The 20079-nt window shown below is 32.9% G+C and carries 21 protein-coding genes; 3 read left to right on the forward strand and 18 right to left on the reverse strand.

The features are described from left to right. Positions 1-24: 24 nt before the first annotated feature. The 17 genes from bsdE14_RS05460 to bsdE14_RS05540 form a co-directional block, all read right to left on the reverse strand. A complete protein-coding gene (locus bsdE14_RS05460; protein WP_264848952.1) occupies positions 25-1233 on the reverse strand; it encodes a murein hydrolase activator EnvC family protein in 1209 nt (402 codons plus the stop codon). Between the two features lie 37 nt (positions 1234-1270). Beyond that, positions 1271-2161, reverse strand: a complete 891-nt coding sequence (gene ftsX, locus bsdE14_RS05465; RefSeq protein WP_264848953.1) for a permease-like cell division protein FtsX — start codon at positions 2159-2161, stop codon at positions 1271-1273. After that, positions 2151-2837 (reverse strand): cell division ATP-binding protein FtsE, encoded by a 687-nt coding sequence (gene ftsE / locus bsdE14_RS05470; protein WP_264848954.1) that lies wholly within the window; start codon positions 2835-2837, stop codon positions 2151-2153. Before ftsE ends, ftsX begins: the two co-directional genes overlap by 11 nt. A 163-nt stretch (positions 2838-3000) precedes the next feature. Then, a complete protein-coding gene (locus bsdE14_RS05475; RefSeq protein ID WP_264848955.1) occupies positions 3001-3852 on the reverse strand; it encodes a YitT family protein in 852 nt (283 codons plus the stop codon). 82 nt (positions 3853-3934) lie between these two features. Then, entirely contained in the window at positions 3935-4447 is a 513-nt protein-coding gene (locus tag bsdE14_RS05480; RefSeq protein ID WP_264848956.1) for a peptidoglycan-binding domain-containing protein, read from the reverse strand. Positions 4448-4463: 16 nt separating this feature from the next. After that, on the reverse strand, positions 4464-4799 hold the full coding sequence (locus tag bsdE14_RS05485) for a hypothetical protein (RefSeq protein ID WP_264848957.1): 336 nt from the start codon (positions 4797-4799) through the stop codon (positions 4464-4466). Between the two features lie 291 nt (positions 4800-5090). Then, positions 5091-5441: a type II toxin-antitoxin system PemK/MazF family toxin gene (locus bsdE14_RS05490; RefSeq protein ID WP_264848958.1), complete on the reverse strand. Its 351-nt coding sequence runs from the start codon at positions 5439-5441 to the stop codon at positions 5091-5093. Beyond that, positions 5401-5721 carry a CopG family ribbon-helix-helix protein gene (locus bsdE14_RS05495; protein WP_264848959.1) on the reverse strand — a complete coding sequence of 107 codons (321 nt, stop codon included), beginning with the start codon at positions 5719-5721 and terminating at the stop codon, positions 5401-5403. The genes bsdE14_RS05490 and bsdE14_RS05495 overlap by 41 nt, the downstream gene beginning before the upstream one ends. Positions 5722-5983: 262 nt before the next feature. After that, positions 5984-7144, reverse strand: a complete 1161-nt coding sequence (alr, locus tag bsdE14_RS05500) for an alanine racemase (protein WP_264848960.1) — start codon at positions 7142-7144, stop codon at positions 5984-5986. 36 nt (positions 7145-7180) lie between these two features. Beyond that, positions 7181-7792: a germination lipoprotein GerS-related protein gene (locus tag bsdE14_RS05505; protein ID WP_264848961.1), complete on the reverse strand. Its 612-nt coding sequence runs from the start codon at positions 7790-7792 to the stop codon at positions 7181-7183. A gap of 169 nt (positions 7793-7961) precedes the next feature. Next, complete coding sequence (locus bsdE14_RS05510) at positions 7962-9461, reverse strand: NAD(P)H-hydrate dehydratase (RefSeq protein ID WP_264848962.1); 1500 nt, start codon at positions 9459-9461, stop codon at positions 7962-7964. Continuing rightward, the gene (gene acpS / locus bsdE14_RS05515) at positions 9424-9840 is read right to left on the reverse strand and encodes a holo-ACP synthase (protein WP_264848963.1); all 417 of its coding nucleotides are present in this window, start codon (positions 9838-9840) and stop codon (positions 9424-9426) included. Before acpS ends, bsdE14_RS05510 begins: the two co-directional genes overlap by 38 nt. Before the next feature lie 110 nt (positions 9841-9950). Next, complete coding sequence (locus tag bsdE14_RS05520) at positions 9951-10304, reverse strand: DUF6514 family protein (RefSeq protein ID WP_264848964.1); 354 nt, start codon at positions 10302-10304, stop codon at positions 9951-9953. A 283-nt stretch (positions 10305-10587) separates the two neighbouring features. Continuing rightward, positions 10588-11190 carry a hypothetical protein gene (locus tag bsdE14_RS05525; protein WP_264848965.1) on the reverse strand — a complete coding sequence of 201 codons (603 nt, stop codon included), beginning with the start codon at positions 11188-11190 and terminating at the stop codon, positions 10588-10590. Positions 11191-11424: 234 nt separating this feature from the next. Continuing rightward, positions 11425-12702 carry a hypothetical protein gene (locus bsdE14_RS05530; RefSeq protein ID WP_264848966.1) on the reverse strand — a complete coding sequence of 426 codons (1278 nt, stop codon included), beginning with the start codon at positions 12700-12702 and terminating at the stop codon, positions 11425-11427. Positions 12703-12737: 35 nt separating this feature from the next. Next, entirely contained in the window at positions 12738-13856 is a 1119-nt protein-coding gene (locus bsdE14_RS05535) for a DUF58 domain-containing protein (RefSeq protein ID WP_264848967.1), read from the reverse strand. A 10-nt stretch (positions 13857-13866) separates the two neighbouring features. Further along, positions 13867-14817 carry an AAA family ATPase gene (locus tag bsdE14_RS05540; protein ID WP_264848968.1) on the reverse strand — a complete coding sequence of 317 codons (951 nt, stop codon included), beginning with the start codon at positions 14815-14817 and terminating at the stop codon, positions 13867-13869. Positions 14818-15085: 268 nt separating this feature from the next. On the opposite strand from bsdE14_RS05540, the gene pgmB reads away from it, so the two are divergent. The 3 genes from pgmB (at position 15086) to bsdE14_RS05555 (ending at position 18780) form a co-directional block, all read left to right on the forward strand. Beyond that, a complete protein-coding gene (gene pgmB / locus bsdE14_RS05545; RefSeq protein WP_264848969.1) occupies positions 15086-15739 on the forward strand; it encodes a beta-phosphoglucomutase in 654 nt (217 codons plus the stop codon). A 256-nt stretch (positions 15740-15995) separates the two neighbouring features. Further along, the gene (locus bsdE14_RS05550; RefSeq protein WP_264848970.1) at positions 15996-18299 is read left to right on the forward strand and encodes a glycoside hydrolase family 65 protein; all 2304 of its coding nucleotides are present in this window, start codon (positions 15996-15998) and stop codon (positions 18297-18299) included. 187 nt (positions 18300-18486) lie between these two features. Continuing rightward, entirely contained in the window at positions 18487-18780 is a 294-nt protein-coding gene (locus bsdE14_RS05555) for a 5-fold beta-flower protein (protein ID WP_264848971.1), read from the forward strand. Positions 18781-18948: 168 nt separating this feature from the next. Here bsdE14_RS05555 and bsdE14_RS05560 read toward each other — a convergent pair whose 3' ends face one another. Beyond that, on the reverse strand, positions 18949-20040 hold the full coding sequence (locus tag bsdE14_RS05560; protein WP_264848972.1) for a DUF871 domain-containing protein: 1092 nt from the start codon (positions 20038-20040) through the stop codon (positions 18949-18951). Between the last annotated feature and the right edge of the window lie 39 nt (positions 20041-20079).

The following is a 20079-nucleotide window of genomic DNA, read 5'->3' on the forward strand; positions in this document are numbered from 1 at the left end:
CAAATTTATTTTGAACAATCTATTTTAATTTTTTATTACATTTATTGGGCTATATCCCATAGGATCAACTGTTTCGCCATTAGCTTGTCTTATTTCAAAATGCAAGTGAGGACCAGTTGAATTTCCCGTACTTCCTGAATGACAAACAACTTGTCCACCTTTTACTTGCTGTCCCTCACCAACACTTATTGAAGAGTTGTGTGCATATAGACTAATAATATTTCCATGATCAATCATAACAACATTGCCATAGCCGCTCATCCAACCAGCGTAAATAATTTTACCATCAGCTAATGCATGTACGGCAGTTCCAGTTCCTACAGCAATATCTATTCCTGTATGAAGTATTCTCCTATTTAATATTGGATGTATTCTATATCCATAAGGAGATGTAATTCTATATGAGCCATCTAAAATTTTATAATACTTTCCATTAAAAGTAGGAGTCCCAGGCTTAGGTTTATCTGTAGGAGTTTTTCCCCCATTCTGCTGTTTTTTAGCTTCCTCATCCTGCTTTTTCTTATCAGCTTCTTTTTGCTTTATCAAAGCAGCTATATTTTTCGATTGAGCCTCTTCTTCAGCAATAGCCTTTTCATAAGCAGTTTTATCATTATCAAGATCCTTCATAATATCTTTTTTCTTATCAGTTAATTCCTGCAAATTTTTTACTTCTGCATCTGCCTGCTGCTTTAAGGAAAGAGTAGTTGTCTTTTTCCTTGCTACCTCTGCCTTCCAGCCTTCAAGATTCTGCTTTGCATATTCCATATTCTTAAGAAGATTTCTATCGTAATCCATTATCCTCTTAACATACTCAAATCTTGTGAGCATATCCGAAAAATCTTTTGAACTAAAAAACACATCCAAATAACTTGTAGTACCTGATATATATATAGCTCTTGCTCTTTCTCTAAAAACTTGAGCTTGTTCATTATATTCCTTTTGTGCCTTTTCTAACTCCTTTTGAGAAGTGACAACTTCGCTGTTAAGTTGTACTATACTATCGTTAAGACTGTCTACCTTACTAGCTGCAGAAGTCATGCTGGTATCCAAGCTTTTAATATCCTGTTCAACCTTCTGCTTATTCTTATTTATATTGTTAAGCTCTTCTTTTTTAATTTTTAATGAATCTTGCACTTTATTTAGTTGATTTTGTGCATCCTTCAAATCATCAGCTTTAACAGTGATGCCTCCAGCCAGAATAAAACATAAAATTAAACTTAGAACCCTTCTCATTGGCCCGTCCCCCATTCAAACTACACAAACTTTATGGTTATACGGTTAAGAATTTTCTGATTGCCATTATACTTCCTACTCCACCAATCAATATACCAGATAACAAAAATTCCCATGAGATTATACTTAGCACATAGCTTGGTCTAATAAATTGCATTGTTACTACTTGTGACATCAGTTTTACATAGGCAAATCTATAAGCAAAATACAACAAGATTAAAGATAGCAATGCTCCCAGTACACCTAGTAATACACCTTCCATTATAAAAGGCCATCTTATAAACCAATCGGTAGCCCCAATGTACTTCATAATTCCAATTTCTCTTCTTCTTGAATACACAGTAAGCTTGATAGTATTTCCTATAAGGAATAGTGAAACTCCTATAAGCAGCAAGAAAATAGCTATACCAACCCACTTAATGGTATTTACAACACTCATAATCTTATCCACTAATTGTCTTCCGTCTTTTATACTATCTATGCCTGGCATACCCTTTACCTTATCAACAACAGTAGTAACCATTTCCGGTTTTTCTACTTTTACAATAAAAGAAGTTGGCATAGGGTTATCCTTTTCTAGACCTTGTACAAGATCCTTGTTTTCTTCACCTAATTGTTCTTGAAGCTTTTTAAGCGCATCATTTTTACTTTCAAAGGTTACATCAACTACTCCTGCAGTATCTTTTATAGCCTTTTCGATATCGCTCTGCTCATTCATTTTAATGTCTTCTTTTAAAAACACCTTAACTTCAACTTTTGATTCTACATCTTTTATTGCAACATTTACATTAAGAATAGTAAGCAAAAATACACCTAAAATAAATAAGGAGGCCGCTACAGTAGCAGCTGATGCTGTACTTAAAGTTCTATTTCTTCTAAGGTTTCTTAAAGCATCTAAAAGAAAATGCTTATATGTGTTAATCTTCATATCCGTAGCCTCCTCTTAGCTCATCTCTAGCAATAACGCCTTTTTCTATAGCAATAACTCTCTTCTTCATATTATCCACAATTTCCTTTGCATGAGTAGCCATTAGTATAGTAGTTCCTGCATGGTTAATATCGTTTAAAAGTTCCATTATTCCCATTGCTGTTTCAGGGTCTAAATTTCCTGTTGGCTCATCGCAAATAAGCAGTGATGGGTTATTTACTATAGCTCTGGCTAAAGACACCCTCTGCTGTTCCCCCCCGGAAAGTTCATTAGGAAAAGCCTTATACTTATTTGAAAGACCAACCATGGCTAGTACCATAGGAACCTTTTTCCTAATATCCTTTTGCGATGCCTCAATAACTCTCATAGCAAAAGCAACATTTTCATATACACTAAGAGTAGGTATTAATCTAAAGTCTTGAAATACTACTCCTATCTTTCTTCTGTAAAAAGGAACTTGTCCTCTTTTTATACTTGTGATATCAGTATTAGTAACAATAATCTTTCCGCTGGTTGGTTCAACTTCCTTAAGAATCATTTTTATAAATGTAGATTTACCAGCTCCACTAGGTCCAACAAGGAAAATAAATTCTCCTCTATTAATTTTTACGCTTACGTTAGATAGTGCAGTAACGTTATTGTCATATATCTTACTAACATTTTTAAACTCAATCATTGTTATTTCTCCTTATAAACCTATATTTTCACTACAAAATTCATAATTCACATAAACATTATAACATAATATGACTTTAAATCAAAAATTAATTTGTATTAAATTTTTTCCAATTAACCTTTTAAAGCACAAAAAAGAGTATCATTTTTGATACTCTTCTGAATTATTCTTCTATTATATCTTTAAAACCCTCTCCTAGTACTTCATGAGCTTCACTAACTGTTATAAACGCCCTATTATCAACTTCTTTTATATGAGTTTTAAGCTTTATAAATTGCTTTCTGCTTAATACAGTATAAAGGATAGAAGAGTCCTTATCTGTATATCCTCCTCTTCCCTGAAGTATAGTACACCCTCTATCAAGTTCATCCATAATATACTTACCAATCAGGTCAATTTTTGAACTAACTACAACTATTTGCTTACAGGAGTTTAAGCCCTCAATTACATTATCAATTATAAACCCATTTATTATAACCGCTAATAGTGCATACATACCTACTTCAGCACCAAAGGATGCTAAAGTAAATAATACTACAATAAAATCTACAGATAATAATGCCTTTCCCATATCTAAATGTACAAATTTATTTAGTATTTTTGCAAGAATGTCTGTACCTCCTGTAGATGCATTTTGATTGAATACTATGGCCATACCTATACCAGATATTAGAGTACCAAAGATAGTTGCTAATAGAAGGTCCTTTGTAATAACGTACTTTGAAACTCCTATTTTGTCCATTAGCCATATAATTCCTGATAAAGCCAAACTTGCATAAATGGTCTTTCCACCAAATTTATTTCCAATAACTATAAAAGCTATAACAAACAAAATTATATTCATTATAAGCATTAACAATCCTATTTGAAGACTTGGGACAAAATGATTAATTATAATTGCAATACCACTTACTCCACCTGCTGCAATATTGTTAGGAGCTAAAAATAGTTCCAGTGAAAAGGAAACTAATATAACGCCTATTGTTATAAGCATATATTCCTTAAATTTCTTCATTAAATCACCTCATTTACATGAACCTCAATATATATGCTGTGCCTTGGAAAATAAACTTATACTAAATACCAAAATATATTTATCACTGTTCTAGTTTAGCAGATGTAACACTTCCTAGGCCTCCATCTGCTGGAAGTTTATTATCCTTTTGAAATTTAATTAAAGCCTGCTTTGTAGCAGCATCAAAAATCCCAGTAATATCTCCATTATAACATTTGTTCTTCTTTAATAAGTACTGTAGCTTTTTAACATCATCACCCTTTGAATTTTCTGCAAGCACTCTAGTAAACTTTACATTAGAATAATCCTCATCTTTTTGTGTAGCTGTAGTATTATCAGTTGTTGGCGATGTTGTAGTATTAGTTGTTGGCTGTGAAGCTTCAGTAGTTGATACATTGCTCTTATCTTTTTCATTAGATGAGGTTTCAACTGCATTCTGCTCCTTATCCTTATTTAATTGTTCTTTTGCCTTGTTCACTACACTTTTGTAATTAAAATATGTCTCTCCACCTCTAGCTATCTTATAACCCGAAAAAACAACAGTTACAATAATATATATAATAAATATAAGTAATATTTTTTTATCAATTTTCATATCTAATCCCCCTTAACTATCTTATTATATCTTGTATTATAAAAGCTATGGCAATGATTACTGATGATATTATTAATATAACAAAGGGTAAATTAAGCTTTTTAAAATATGTTTCCCATTCTCTTTGATAATTAAGCGGTCTCATAAGGTCAGTTTTCACAAATGATATACCTGCAAGTGCAAGTCCTGTGCAGCCTAAGTATTGCACCACTCTGCATCCCCAAATTATTATTTGCATCATATCCCTTCCATGTAAAATAAGTCCTATAATAGCACCTATAGCAAATGGAATAATAAAAAAATAAATAGATAGCTTCAAACAGTACAGTATGTCCTCAATATATTCCTTCAAGATAATTTCCTCCTTAGCATCCGGAACATGGGATAATTAATTGTGCCAATTCCCATCGGCAAATATCCAGGGTAATTTAGCTAATTATAATTAGATAAATTACCCGTAAAAGTCCATTTAGGACTTTTACCTCCACATATCACAAAAATTCTGATTATAATTATATCATAAATTTAAATGTAAAAACATACTATAAAAATACATTAATTTACACCAATTTAATAGTAGTATCTTTCAATCTACAAATTCAACTATATTTTTAAGTATAAAAATAAGGGGCTAAATTAGCCCCTATTGTAAATCTAAGCTTATCAAAAGTGCTTCATCCACTTTAATCATGTCTTCATCGGTCATGTGCCCTATTCTTTCTTTAAGCCTTTTCTTATCGAGAGTTCTTATTTGTTCAAGCAAAACTACAGAGTCTTTATTTAGTCCATACTCTTCAGAGGATATCTCCACGTGAGTAGGAAGTTTTGCTTTGTTTATCTGAGAAGTTATTGCAGCAACAATAACTGTTGGGCTGTACTTATTACCAACATCATTTTGAATAATGATAACCGGTCTTATTCCACCTTGTTCTGACCCAACTACAGGACTTAGGTCAGCATAAAATATATCTCCTCTTTTCACTACTGTTGTCATTTGGAAAATCACTCTCCGAAAGCTTCGCTTCATACTTTTTTAGCTCATCTATATCTTTTGCAAAGCCCATTTCTGAAATCTCAACATTTAATTGAGCCATCTCCATATATCCCTTCCTCATCTGTTCAATGAGGCTTAATCTTTTTTTCTCCTCAATATATAGTATTATAGCTTCCCGAATAAATTCACTTCTTTTTTTACAATCTTGCTCAAGTGCCTTATTAAATTCATTATTAAGTGATTCGGACAGGTTAACTACTAATTTTTTTGAACTTGACATGGGAACATTCCTCCTGGTAATCCTTATGTGCTAAATGCACAGGTAATTACTTCAAAATATACCTTCTCTTAAGCCTCTAACTAAAAGGATTTATAATAAAATATAAATAATATGTCTATATACGCCATATTCTTCCCTCAATGGCAATAAAAATATTTTACGTCTAGAGATAGACGCAAATATGTATATTTTAATTATAATTCACAGCATGTCAATATGTCAAAATAATTATGCATATTACAACATTTTTCCACAAGAAATACTATACATAATTTCTTATTTTTACAACCTTCCCCTGTCTTACATACACTCTTGGAACCCGTTTGCTTATCATACAAGTTACTTCGTAATTAATGGTTCCCAAAAGCTCAGCTATATCATCTGCTGTAAATTTAATTCCATTTTGTTCTCCCATTAAAATTACTTCATCTCCAACTTTAACTCCCTCAACTTCTGTGACATCAATCATACATTGATCCATACATATCCTACCTATTACAGGTACAAGCTTATCATTTACTATTACTTTTGCCTTGTTAAAAAGAAGTCTTGTATATCCATCCGCATAACCTACAGGAAGGGTTGCAATAATGCTTTCCTTACTTGTTTGAAATTTTCTTCCATAACTTATATATTCCCCAGGAGGAACCTTCTTTATGTGAACAATATTGGTTTTTAAAGACATTACTGGTTTTAAATCAATTTTTTCTTTATAAACTTCATTTGATGGATAATAACCATATAGTATTATTCCTGGCCTTACTGCCTCAAAGTGGGTCTCAGGCAAATCAATTATAGCAGCACTATTAGCAATATGTCTTATATTAATATTAATATCTTTTTCTTTTAATCTGTCATAAAACCAATTATACTTTTCAAACTGCATAGAAGTATATTCTTTATTTCTCTCATCTGCTGCTGAAAAATGTGAAAATAAACCTTCAATTACTATATTGGGCAATTTACTAATTTTATATACCTCTTCTACGCTTTCTTCATTAGGTAGAAAACCAATTCTCCCCATTCCAGTATCTATAGCTATATGAATTTTTGCTATTTTATTTTTCTTTTGTGCTAAAACAGATAACTCATGTGCTAGCTCATAAGAATACACAGTTTGTTCTATATCATATCTTAAAATTAAATCAATAAGACTTGGAGGCGTAAATCCAAGAATCATTACAGGGCATTCAAGCCCTCCTCTTCTAAGTTCTACAGCTTCATTAAGTACAGCTACAGCAATTCTAGTAGCTCCATTTTCAAGTAGTACAGGAGCTATATCCAAAGCACCATGGCCATACCCATCTGCTTTTATAACAGCTATAATATCCTTTGATATTGCTGCCTTCCTTATCTCTCTCATATTGTGTGCGAGTCTATCTAAATCTACTTCTGCCCAAACGGGTCTTAGATGCCTAAACACATTATCCCCCCATCCTTTGCTTACCAAAAATCAAAATCAATTAATTTTAAATAAATTATCATCTAACTCTGCAAATGGTTCAAAATTTTTATATATTACTTTTATATTCTCCTTGCCATCATCACCATATATTATAAGTTCTGTTGGCTTACAGCTCTTTCTCTCCACATAAAGTACAGCCCTTCTTATATCTTTACTTCCACCAGGTATGATAGATTCTATAAGCAAATACTCTATCTTATCTACAGTTTTAAAGGTATATTTTATCTCCTCATTTGTAAGGAGTAATCCTATATATTCTTCAATAAAACTCAATCTGTAGAGAAAATCAAAATCCTTATCAGTAGTATATTTAAGTCCATTCTTAACATCATTTACATAAATTTTATCTTCTTTATAGGTAAACACTCTATCATCCCCAAGGTTTAGCCTATACCCTTTGCCGTTTTTATAAAATTGCTTTCCAGTGTAAGTAACTGTCTGTTTTTCATTCTTTATTTGCATTTCAAACTCAGTGCTGTAACTATCCATATCCTTTAGAAAATCCGTTACTCCATTAGGATCCTTAGGCTTTTGTCCACATCCTACAAGTATGTTACTCACTGCCAATATAATAACTATAAGTATTAATAAAAGCTTTTTCTTCATTTTCCTCCCCCAAAAAACAAATTCCTCTATTAATACTATTCTTTACACTATTCATATATTCATTTTTACTTCACTATGAATAATAAACTATCATATATATTGGTAGTATGTCTAGAACCACTTCACCCTATTTTTAACTAAATACTGGCACTTGTCCTATGTCAGCATCTCATTTTTGCAATTCTTTTATTACAAAAGGTATACTATTGATTATGTGGCTGGCATTTACACAGAACATTTTCTCCGATAACTTTTCTCCTGCGTAGCCATGAATATATGTTCCAATGCATGCTGCTTCCATTGGCATATAACCCTGACCAATAAAGGAAGCAACCATTCCAGTAAGACAATCACCCATACCTCCAGAGGCCATAGAACTATTTCCTGTGGGGTTAATTATAGTAATTTCACCATCTGTAATTATTGTATTATAACCCTTAAGCAATACAATTACTCCATAATCCTTTGCAAATTGCTTAGCTACTTGAATACGGTTTTCTTGTATATACTCAATAGGAAATCCAGTAATCCTTGACATTTCACCTACATGTGGAGTAAGTACAATATCATTGTTTTTCTTTTTAAGCACATCTAGATTGTCTTTAAGCACATTTATACCATCTGCATCTATAACCAAAGGACACTTTGCCTTTTGGATTATATTCATTACAATCTCATAGGTACTATCATTAGTCCCCATACCAGGTCCTACAGCAATGGCATTACACCTTTCTATGAGCTTATTAACCTTTTCTTTATCTTCAAAGTCCATAGTCATTGCTTCCACAAGCTTTGAGCTTAAAACCTCAATTATATCCTTATTGCAGCATAATGTTACAAGTCCAGCTCCACTACGTACGGCCCCTTGTACTGCAATATAGGCTGCACCTGTAAAGCCCCTTGATCCAGCAGCTACAAGCACTCTTCCATAATCACCTTTATGTGCATATTTATCTCTAGTAATAAGATGATCCTTTACCATTTCTCTATCCATTATAAATTCATTTTCATGAAACTTATTAACTACAAACTCAGGTATTCCAATATCTTCTACTATTACATCTCCAGCAATTTTATCTGTACCATAGTTTAAAAAGCCCCTTTTATAGAGCTGAAAAGAAATTGTTTTATCAGCCCTTATACAATTACCTAAAGTAATTCCTTTATCACTGTCAAAACCTGAAGGCACATCAATTGAAATTATGTAAGAACTATTTTCATTTATAAGAGAGATAACCATGTCATACTCTCCCTCTACATTTTTACTAAGGCCAGTTCCAAATATGGCATCTATAGTGACCTCACTTCTATTTAACGACTCTCTAAACTCATTAGCATCTTCTACATTACTTAATCTATTAATTATAACGCCCATATTTTTTAATATGTCATGATTTATTTTACAATCTGCTGATAGTCCATCCTCCGTTCCAACCAGGAATACTTCAACATTTTTTCCCATAACAATAAGATGTCTTGCTACAGCAAAGCCATCTCCACCATTGTTGCCTTTACCACAAACAACTACAAAACTATTATACTTTTCTAGCTCAATATTCTTTATTACCTTAATAGCTGCATTTTCCATCAAAACAACTCCAGGTATTTTTAGTGTTTCAATGGAATAATTATCAATATTCTTCATTATCTGTCTTGTTGCAACTCTCATCTTTTTCTTCTCCTTCGAAAATTACATAAGCTATAGCATTTTCTTGCTCATGGGATATACTTAAGTGAAATTTATATTCTACATATTTATTAGTAAGGGTTCTTGCCTTTCCTTTTAATACTACTAAAGGCTTTCCCAATGCATTTCTATCAATTACAATATCTTTAAAGTTGAATCCCCTAAAGCCAGTGCCAAGTGCCTTTGCAACTGCTTCTTTTGCTGCAAATCTCCCAGCTACATACTCCGGCCTTAGATTTCTGCTCTTTAAATACTCTATTTCTTCCTTGTTGAACAATTTATCTAAAAATAAAGAGCTATTTTCTAAAGCTTCTTTTATTCTTTTGATTTCGACTATGTCTACACCAACGCCTAAAATCATAAAATCATCCCCTTAATTGGCTATACATCTATATTCTATCACTAAAGTCTTAAGCTTACTAATTTTTTTAATTGTTAAGTAAATGTAAAAAAGAGGATTAAAAATCCCCTTTAGTTTGTAGCTATTTCTTTTAATGCCTCATCAAAATCCACTATATATTCATCAATATACTCACCTAAAACATCTATAAAATGTACAGGTGAAACTCCATTATCATACAAAAGTTTTAAAAGATTATGTACCTTATGTCTATGAGGACTTATACTCACAACACAATCTCTTTCAATGTTCACCATTTGCCCGTTAACTATATCCTGCCTCTCAATCTCAATGCCATAAGATTGAAGTACTATAGGTTCATCCTCACAAGCAAGCGATATTTCACTTCTTACCAGTCTGTAAAAGTAGTTGTACTTTGTTTCTCCAAGATTTTCATTTTTGATTAAACTTTCAACAATCACCATAAACACCCCATCCTATAAAATTCATTAAATCCAATGTACTTGTCCACAACTGTTAAAAATAAAGATTTAACAAATCTTGTAGAACAGTACGTCACCTCCACAAAACTAACTTTATATACATACTATCACTTATTATCAGAATATTATGTCGTATCTTGAAGTAGTCAACCTACAACTTATCTTTTTAAATTGACATTAATAACATCAAGATACCATTTAGCACTACAGTTTAGGCTTGTCTTTTACAGTAATTACCTTTTATTTATGGGTATTTGTCGAATATTTAACTATTTTGACTACATTTCTTTTTTAAGACAATTGAATTAATACAATTAAGCATCAGTCTATCCGCAACTCCTAGGTATCTGCAAATATCTTCCAAAATTAATATTGAAACAATGACTGCCACATTATTATCGCCATGATACTCAGTAATCATATAATCTTCTTTGTACTTATCCAAAACGTCTTTTTTGCAGGTTACCTCGCTATAGATTTCATCTATTGTATTATAAATCACCGAATAGGATACCTTAATAAAGTCACACTGTGTTTTTTCGCTTCCATTTACTACTTCTTTTACTATTTTGTTTAAGGATGCATTTTTATAGTAGTTTTCAATATGCACGTTGTAATTATAACCTATATAGCTGCCTAAAATATTAGCGTCAATCAGTGCTACTTCGCCTTTGGTATTGAACATTATGCTGGCATCAATATTTTCTTTTCCCTCTTCCTTTAATTCTTCTACCATGTTCTTTATCCTATAGTTAAAGCTGCTGGTGAATTTTGAGTCTAGCACAAAATACTCTAATTCCCTAGCTGAAGCTACTGCCACAAATTCCGAGAACTTTCTATAAATTGTCCTTAAGTATTCTTTATTCATAAACGCATCAACTCCATTACCTTAATTATGATAAATTGCTCTTTATAGTATGACTAAGAAATGAAGTTTTTATTCATACGTTGAAATGGAGAACGGGAACGTGACCTTTAGCACACCATCTGCCAAAGATCACATCCCCGTTGCACTCATCCCATGTCATCCACATCATGTGCCAACCGAAACGTCCAAGTGGCACACTGCCAAGCGAAACGTCCCCGTGGCACGCCCCAGCATTTAATCCTTTTTAATATTTCTTTTCACCTTTTCATATTTTTCTTTAATTTCTGTTGCCTTATCAGCTTCAATATCATGATCAGAAAACTTTGCTTCGTTATAGATATTTTTCATCTCATCAAGAGGGTGGCTTCCTGCTTTAACACCACCTTCTACTGCTTTTAAATCTGTAAAAGCCTTTGTAACATTAGTAAGCTGTGTAGCTGTCATATGTTCTTTAAAGATTTCCTTTTCAAAAGTAACCTTCTCAAACTTTCTAAAGATATTTAAAACTTTAGTTCTATTGTCTGCTGATCTGAACAGGTCTTTAATTATACTGGATATTTTTCTTTCCCTTGTTTTTAATCTTTCAATTTTTTCCCTTGACTGAAGCTCTGTTTCAGCTCTATCTGCATTAAGCCTCTGTTTTTGGAAAAGCTTAAAAATAATATATATAATAACGAGTAGGATAATAACTTTTATAGCCGGATTTAACCACGCTGGAAAATTCCCACCCTCATTATTAATTAAAATGGGGTCCTTGCCCGTTTGGACTAGCGCTCCATCCACGTTACCAGCCCTTTTCTTAAACATTTCTTCAATAAGCTTACGTAAATATTCAACAAATCCTTCAAGAGGTCTCACAATTAAAAAGGCTAGTACAAAAATTATTTTTTCTAATACATAATTTATAGGTACATATAATATTTTTATAAAAGCTATTAAAGCTCTAAATACCTTTTCCCAGGATAATGCCATCATAGCCAATATAATTGCTATATTGGAAGCAACTCTTTTTCTGGTGTGCAGCTTGTAGGAATAAGCTCTTGCTTCCCTTTGCACAAGCACAGTAGACATTAAAAATATTATATAGAACCTTAATATTGACTTGCTGAGCTCCATATTAAGCATAGGAATTACTATACCAAGTGCAATCATTATATAAATCATCTGCTTAATTCTTGCTCTATATACATAATAATTGATATCTTCATCTTCTATTTTATAAAAAAGCAAAGTCATCAGTACTAAAGCTATAAAATCAAGCCAAAAGCCATTTCCTTTTATAAAATAGGTGGCTACAGCTGCAGTTACTGCTGGTACGATTACCACAATATATCTACTTGAATTTTTAGCATTCAGATACTGCATTAAATACACTACCACCGCTGCAAGTAAAAATATTCTAAAATCAATAACATTGTCAAAAAGGAAATTTCCGATTATAGCCCATAATATATATAAAAACAGTACTAAGCTTAGCGTAAACAAGGTCTTAACCTGTCTGTACCAACTCATACCCATCCCCCTTTCAATATACTCCATCTAATCTCTTATAGTTTAAACGAAGCCTTCTCAATACCATCTATAGCTGGAACTGAGGAATTTTCGGAGATATCAATAAGCTTTATTGTAAAACCAGAGCGTTTCAATTTTTTAAGTACATTTACACTTTCATCATTTAAGAAGGAAGTAATAATTATATACGTGGAATTTTTATTAAAATGCTTTGCTTTATCCAGCAGCATTTGCTCAAAAGTAACCTTTGGTGAGTAATCTATTCTTGCACAGAGCTCCAATATACTTTTAAAGGAATTTACCGAAGGCGCAACCTCCCCTTTTCCTTCACCGTTGTATGCCACCACATGTGCATTGGTCCACATCCCTGTAGGTATGCCTTCCTTGGTTGTTTTAAGTGCTATGGAAGAAGCTAATTTTACCCCTGTCTCCACAGCCTTTTCATCTATACTGTACCAATATGGGTCTCCACACTGCACATTGAGTATAATCATAAATTCTAGTTCGGAGGTATAATCGTAATCCTTAACCATAAGCTTGTTCATCTTAAGGCTCGACTTCCAATGTATATCCTTCATTCTGTCCTCAACGGTATATTCTCTTATTCCTTTAATGTAGAGAGGATCCTTATGTATCCATCTCTTTATTACATTATCTCCATAAAGATTTGTAGTTTCAAATCCTACCCTTTCAACATCTACTAGTTTTGGATACACTAAAAGCTCAATATAGTCTTCATAAATTTCGTCCTTAGTAAGAAAGCCAAAATAATCTCCAATTGTTACTCTTATGTCCTTTATTAAATAAGCTCCTCTTTTCTTTGCCTTTACCTCATATGAACGCCTTAGCCTTTCATACCAAAGAACGTTTAGTCTGCTTACATGGTATATAGCATCTTCTTTTGTAAATTGAGCATCATCATCCTCTAAGAACCCTAGGTCACTGGGAATTACCTCTTTAAGAAGTAAAAAAGATATGGGCAGCCATTTGTTATTCTCCACTACTATAGTAATATTAAATTTTTCTCCCTCCATCACCTCTGACTTTAAAACTTCCCTTTTCACCGAAAGCTTTTCAAAGCCCTTCGTTCTTGTATACTCTGCAAAAAGAATGAGGAAGATAATTATAAATAAGAATATAAAATATCCTATCATTTTTGTACCCCTATAAATTTTCTAGTGGAGTTTTTAGAGTGTTGAGTATTTCTGTTATAACCTCTTCTGCTCTATTAGAAATAGTATTTATATCGCTTTTCAAAATAAGCCTATGAGATAAAACCGGAACTGCCATCTCCTTTACATCCTCTGGAATTACATAGTCTCTCCCTCTTATAGCAGCTAGTGCTTGGCTCCCTTTCATAAGACTAAGAGAAGCTCTAGGACTGCAGCCAAGCTCTACACTTCTATGTTTTCTTGTAGCATTTATTATTTCAATAATATAGTTTTTTATTTCTTCATTTACATGCACTTTAGTGTAATTTTCCTGAACATATTCAATTTCCTTAATATCAATAACTGCTTCCAGTGAATCTAGTGGATCAGCCTCCATAAATCTATCCAATATATTCTTTTCTTCAATAAACTCTGGATAACCTAGGCTAAGCTTAATGAAAAATCTGTCTAGCTGTGCTTCTGGAAGTGGAAAGGTTCCAAACTGTTCTACTGGGTTTTGAGTTGCTATTACAAAAAATGGCCTATTAAGCTTTATGGTATTTCCTTCAACAGTTATCTGTCTTTCCTCCATGCATTCTAGTAATGAAGATTGAGTTCTAGGTGTAGCTCTATTAATTTCATCTGCTAAAACAAATTGACTTAGTAATGGCCCCTGTCTAAATTCAAAATCCCCTGACTTTTGGTTATAGTAGTATATTCCAGTTAAATCAGAAGGCAAAAGGTCTGGTGTAAATTGTATTCTTTTAAAGCTGCAATTCATGGATTTTGCCATAGCCTTAGCAAGCTTTGTCTTTCCTAGACCAGGAACATCCTCTAAAAGCACATGTCCTGAACAAATAAAAGCTACAATTACCTTATCAATTTTTTTATTTTTCCCGATGATAACCTTACTAACATTGCTATTGAGCTTTTCTCTAAACTCCACAAACTTTAATACATCCATCTAAATAACCCCCATTATATCTAGTTATGATATTTTCTAAAGTAGTTAAATCAATTTACATACAATTAAATTCTCATATGTAATACCATCTAATTATATCACTATTCTGTATTTATTCATAAGAAATATTGATATATTTCATGCATACCTATGAAAAAATCCAATTGAATAATTTTTATTATAGCTTTTATAAATTTACTGTTAACCTTTTATATATTTTATGATATACTATTTTCAGGTTAATATATAAACTACAGGAGGGATGCGTGTGACTAAGGTCAAGGCTTGCCTGTTCGATTTGGATGGCGTCATAGTTGATACAGCTAAATATCATTATTTAGCATGGAAAAGACTTGCTAGTGAACTAGGCTTCGAATTTACTGAAGAGCACAATGAGAGATTAAAAGGTGTAAGCAGGATGAAATCTCTAGAGATACTTTTAGAGGTTGGTCATAAACAAAATCTTTTTACTGAAGAAGAAAAACTTAAAATGGCTGAAAAGAAAAACAACTGGTATGTAGAATATATCTCTCAAATGGATGAATCAGAAATACTTAAAGGTGTAAAAGAATTTATGGAGTGCATAAGAGCTAATGGTATAAAAACTGCACTTGGCTCCGTTAGTAAAAATGCTATGACTATATTAAACAATATTGGCATGGTTAAGTATTTTGATACAGTTATAGATGGAACTAAAATTACTAATGCAAAACCAGATCCCGAAGTTTTTCTTAAAGGTGCTGAAGAATTAGGAGTAGCTCCTAATAGCTGCGTAGTATTTGAAGATGCAAAAGCTGGAATCGAAGCTGCTAGAAATGCTGAAATGCATTGTATTGGCGTAGGTTCACCATTGATACTGGATAAAGCAGATTTTACAATAATGTCTTTTGAAGAAATGACTCTAGAAAGATTAGAATTTTAATAAGTTTAAGTATGCTTGGTTAGTTAATTTGCTAGCCATAATTTTAGGCCTATTGCGCAAACGGTTGCCCAACCTTTTGCGACATATTTTGAGGATTTATTGACTCTAATCATTGGTTTTTTAACCAAAATAACTAATGATAGAAATAATACTTTATAACTAAAAAAGCAGGTTAAAGTCCCAAATGGACTTTAACTGGTAACTTGTGAACGAAGTGAACAGATTACCCCCTGTTCCACAATAAGGAGGATTTGATATGAAGCAATATTTTAAAATAGATGAATGGCGCATCATAGAAGAAGGTTTTAACCCTGAAGAAAACAAAGTTGCAGAAAGTGTATGCAGCATTGGAAATGGCCATATGGGACAAAGAGCGAATTTTGAAGAAAGCTACAGTGGTGACACTCTTCAAGGTAGCTACATGGCTGGAGTTTATTATCCAGACAAGACCAGAGTTGGTTGGTGGAAAAACGGATATCCCGAATACTTTGCAAAAGTACTTAACTCAATAAATTGGATTGGAATAGACATAAAGGTTGATGGAGAAACCTTAGATTTAGCTAAATGCAAAATTCTTGACTTCACAAGAATACTGAATATGAAGGAAGGCTATCTTCACCGTACTTTTACTGCAGAGCTTCCAAGCGGAAAAACAGTAAAAGTAGATGCAAAAAGATTTGTAAGTATAGCACGTAAAGAAATCGGAGCTATTAGATACTCAATTACTCCAGTTAACTTTAGCGGCAAACTAGAAATAACGGCTTATCTTGATGGAGATGTTAAAAATGAAGATTCAAACTACGACGAAAAATTTTGGGATGAAGTTTCAAAGAACGTATCCTCAGGGGAAGCTTCACTGGTAGTAAGTACTAAAAAGCTTGACTTCCATGTATGTTCAACTATGAAATTTGATATTGTACAAGTTGGAAGAAAAATAAATGTTACAGCAGACACTATAGAAAAAGAAAAGTATGTTTCAAACACTGTAGTTCTTCTTTGTAGTAAAGGTGAAGAAACTGTTATTTACAAGTATACTTCCAATGTAACTTCAAGAGATCATGAGAAAAGTGAACTAATAAATGTAAGTAAAGCTGCACTTCTAAAAGCTTATGAGCTTGGATTTGAAGCTCTACTTGAAGAGCAGGCAAATGCTTGGGCAGACAAGTGGAAGGAAAGCGACATAGTAATTGAAGGAGATTCCTCTGCACAGCAAGGAATAAGATTTAATATATTCCAGTTAAATCAAACCTATACTGGTAAAGATGAAAGACTTAACATAGGTCCTAAAGGTTTTACTGGTGAAAAATATGGTGGAAGTACCTACTGGGATACTGAAGCATATTGTATTCCCTTCTATCTAGCAACTGCAGATGAAGATGTAGCCAGAAACCTTTTAATCTATAGATACAAGCATCTTGAAAAAGCAAAGGAAAACGCTAAAAAGCTTGGTTTCTCAAAAGGTGCACTATATCCAATGGTTACAATGAACGGTGAAGAGTGCCATAATGAGTGGGAAATAACCTTTGAAGAAATCCATAGAAATGGTGCTATAGCTTATGCAATCTATAATTATGTAAACTATACTGGAGATAAAGCTTACCTTGGTGAATATGGTTTTGAAGTGCTTTCTGAAATCTCAAGATTCTGGGAAGAAAGAGTTCACTTTGCAGTTCCTAAGGGAAAATACGTAATGCATGGAGTAACTGGACCAAACGAGTACGACAATAATGTAAATAATAACTGGTATACAAATAGAATTGCAGCATGGACCTTAGATTATACAATTGAAGTTATGAATTATCTAAAGGAAAAGGAACCTGCTAGATTTGAGGAACTTAATGCAAAGCTTCAAATTAAAGATGAAGAAATAGCTAAATGGAAGGATATAGTTGCAAACATGTACTACCCAGAGGATAAGGAACTTGGTATATACTTGCAGCAGGATAACTATCTTGATAAAGAGCAAATCCTTGTTAAAGATTTAGATCCAAAAAATCTTCCACTAAACCAAAACTGGTCCTGGGATAGGATACTACGTTCCTGCTTTATAAAACAAGCAGACGTTCTACAAGGTCTATACTTCCTAGAACACCTTTATGATGATGAAACTATAAGAAGAAATTTTGAATTCTATGAACCAAGAACAGTACATGAATCCTCCTTATCTCCTTGCGTTCACTCAATTTTAGCAGCAAAGCTTGGAATGCAGGAAAAGGCTTATGAAATGTATTTGAGAACCTCAAGGCTTGACCTTGATAACTATAATAATGATACAGAAGATGGCTGCCATACAACTTCCATGGCAGGAACCTGGATGTCTGTAGTTCATGGCTTTGGAGGTATGAGAGTTAGAAATGGACAGCTTCAGCTAAATCCTTTCATTCCAGGCCACTGGAACTCCTTCTCCTACAAGGTAATGTTTAGAGGTGCTCTATTAAAAATAAATGTGACCAGTGAAAATTTAATAGTAAGCAATGAGTCAGAAAATGCTATTACCCTTTCAGTACATGGCAGCACCTACACAGTATCAGGTAATGAAACTTTAAATATTGCTTGTTAATAATAGAGCAGCAGTTTTAACACAAAACTGCTGCTTTTTCTTAACTTTACTATATGTCTATTAATAATATATAACCTGAAATTAAAGCAGTACAAGTAACATATTTTCTAATCTATTCATATATTGTACTAGCCCTATACAATTAAGGCTTACTCTATTTCACCAAATATGGTAAGGGAGGGTCCCTATGGAACATCTATATTCTCCTAATGGATATTCTGCTGGACATATACAAGGTAATACCATATATAATAAAAGGCATAAAAGGTTAGGTTATATAAAAGGCTGTGAAATATATGACAAACATCATCATTACAAAGGATGTATTCGTGGAAATCAAGTCTTTGACAAAAGGGATTGCTGCGTCGGATATGTTAATGGAACTATGGTTCTAGACAGAAATTATAATGTAGTAGGTTATGTCCACAGCAGCCTTTTCAGCTTATTTGCAGCAGCAGCATTGTTCTTGCTATTCTTTTAATAGCTTATATTTTAATATTAACTTTTTCTAACCTGATATTAGAATTTTAATAGTCTATAATTAAAATGCAGTGAGCTTTAAAAAACTCACTGCTTATTTATTGTGCTGAATCAATCAATATTCAAAGTATTTGTTCTGTAGATAGCTTTGCTAAGTCCCTTAGCTACATTACTTTGCACCTTCCACAAGTCCAAACTTCTGCCATGCTTCAATATAATCTAAAAGAAATAATTCTTCTTCTACTATTCTACCAACTACATTAGTCTTTCCTGAATTCTCCATGTCCTTAAGAGCTATTTGCAGTTCCCCTGCATAATGACCATAAAGGGATGTATCAATTAAAATATCTCCTCTCTTAATTTCTGGAGTATTAAATGGAACAAACTCATGCCCCTTATACTTAACTCTGCTTTGAGTAGACCTAATTAAATATTCAGAAACGTCCCCTCTATTAAAGTGAAGTTCCTCTAATACAATTTTCTTTTCTATTTCAGGTATATTATCTACAAGCTCTACATCAAAGGTCTGCTTCTCTTTATTTATCTTGCTTAAAGCTTTTAATTCCTTCTCAGAAGCAAAGGCATTGGCTATAATAACATCATCCACTAGCCCAGTTGCAAATAAATGTTTCACTTGTGCAGTAACGGGCATCTCTCTGTGCATTTCCAAGGTACATAACCCTTCTTTTACAGGCCAAGGTCCAAAAGTAGCATCATTGGAAGACACAAATGCCGCTGTTCTAACACCATATTGTTTAAAATCCTTTGAACACTTTATAAAGTGATCATAGCTTAAACCAGAATATCTATGAGGATAAAAATTATGACATCCTAATAGTTTTTCAGTATTTGGCTTATAGCTCATAATGTTTTCTAAATACTTAGTACCATTGCTCATATTTATTTCAATATATAAATCATAAGGATTAAAAGTCATTAGTGACTCTTCGCTGCCGGTGTATCCTATATCTAGTCTTATTCCATAGGCACCAAGTTCATGAAAAAAGCTTAAATCATTATAACTTATACCAAGTTCTCCAAAAACTCTTGGACTTACATCAGCTATTACCTGCATTCCCAAGCTGTTAGCTTCGCTAATTACCTGTTTAAACTCTTTAATAATTTTTTCTTTATCTCCTTCAACAGATAAAAGACAAGTGAATACTCTCTTAAAACCGTATTTATGTGCAAGCCTTAAATATGCTATATTGTCTTCCATGCTAGCATGACCTGGATAAACTGAAATTCCTAATTGTCTCATATTAATTTCTCTCCTCCATTTCACTTTTTATCTTCAAGC

Source organism: Clostridium omnivorum, from assembly GCF_026012015.1.
GTDB lineage: Bacteria > Bacillota > Clostridia > Clostridiales > Clostridiaceae > Clostridium_AX > Clostridium_AX omnivorum.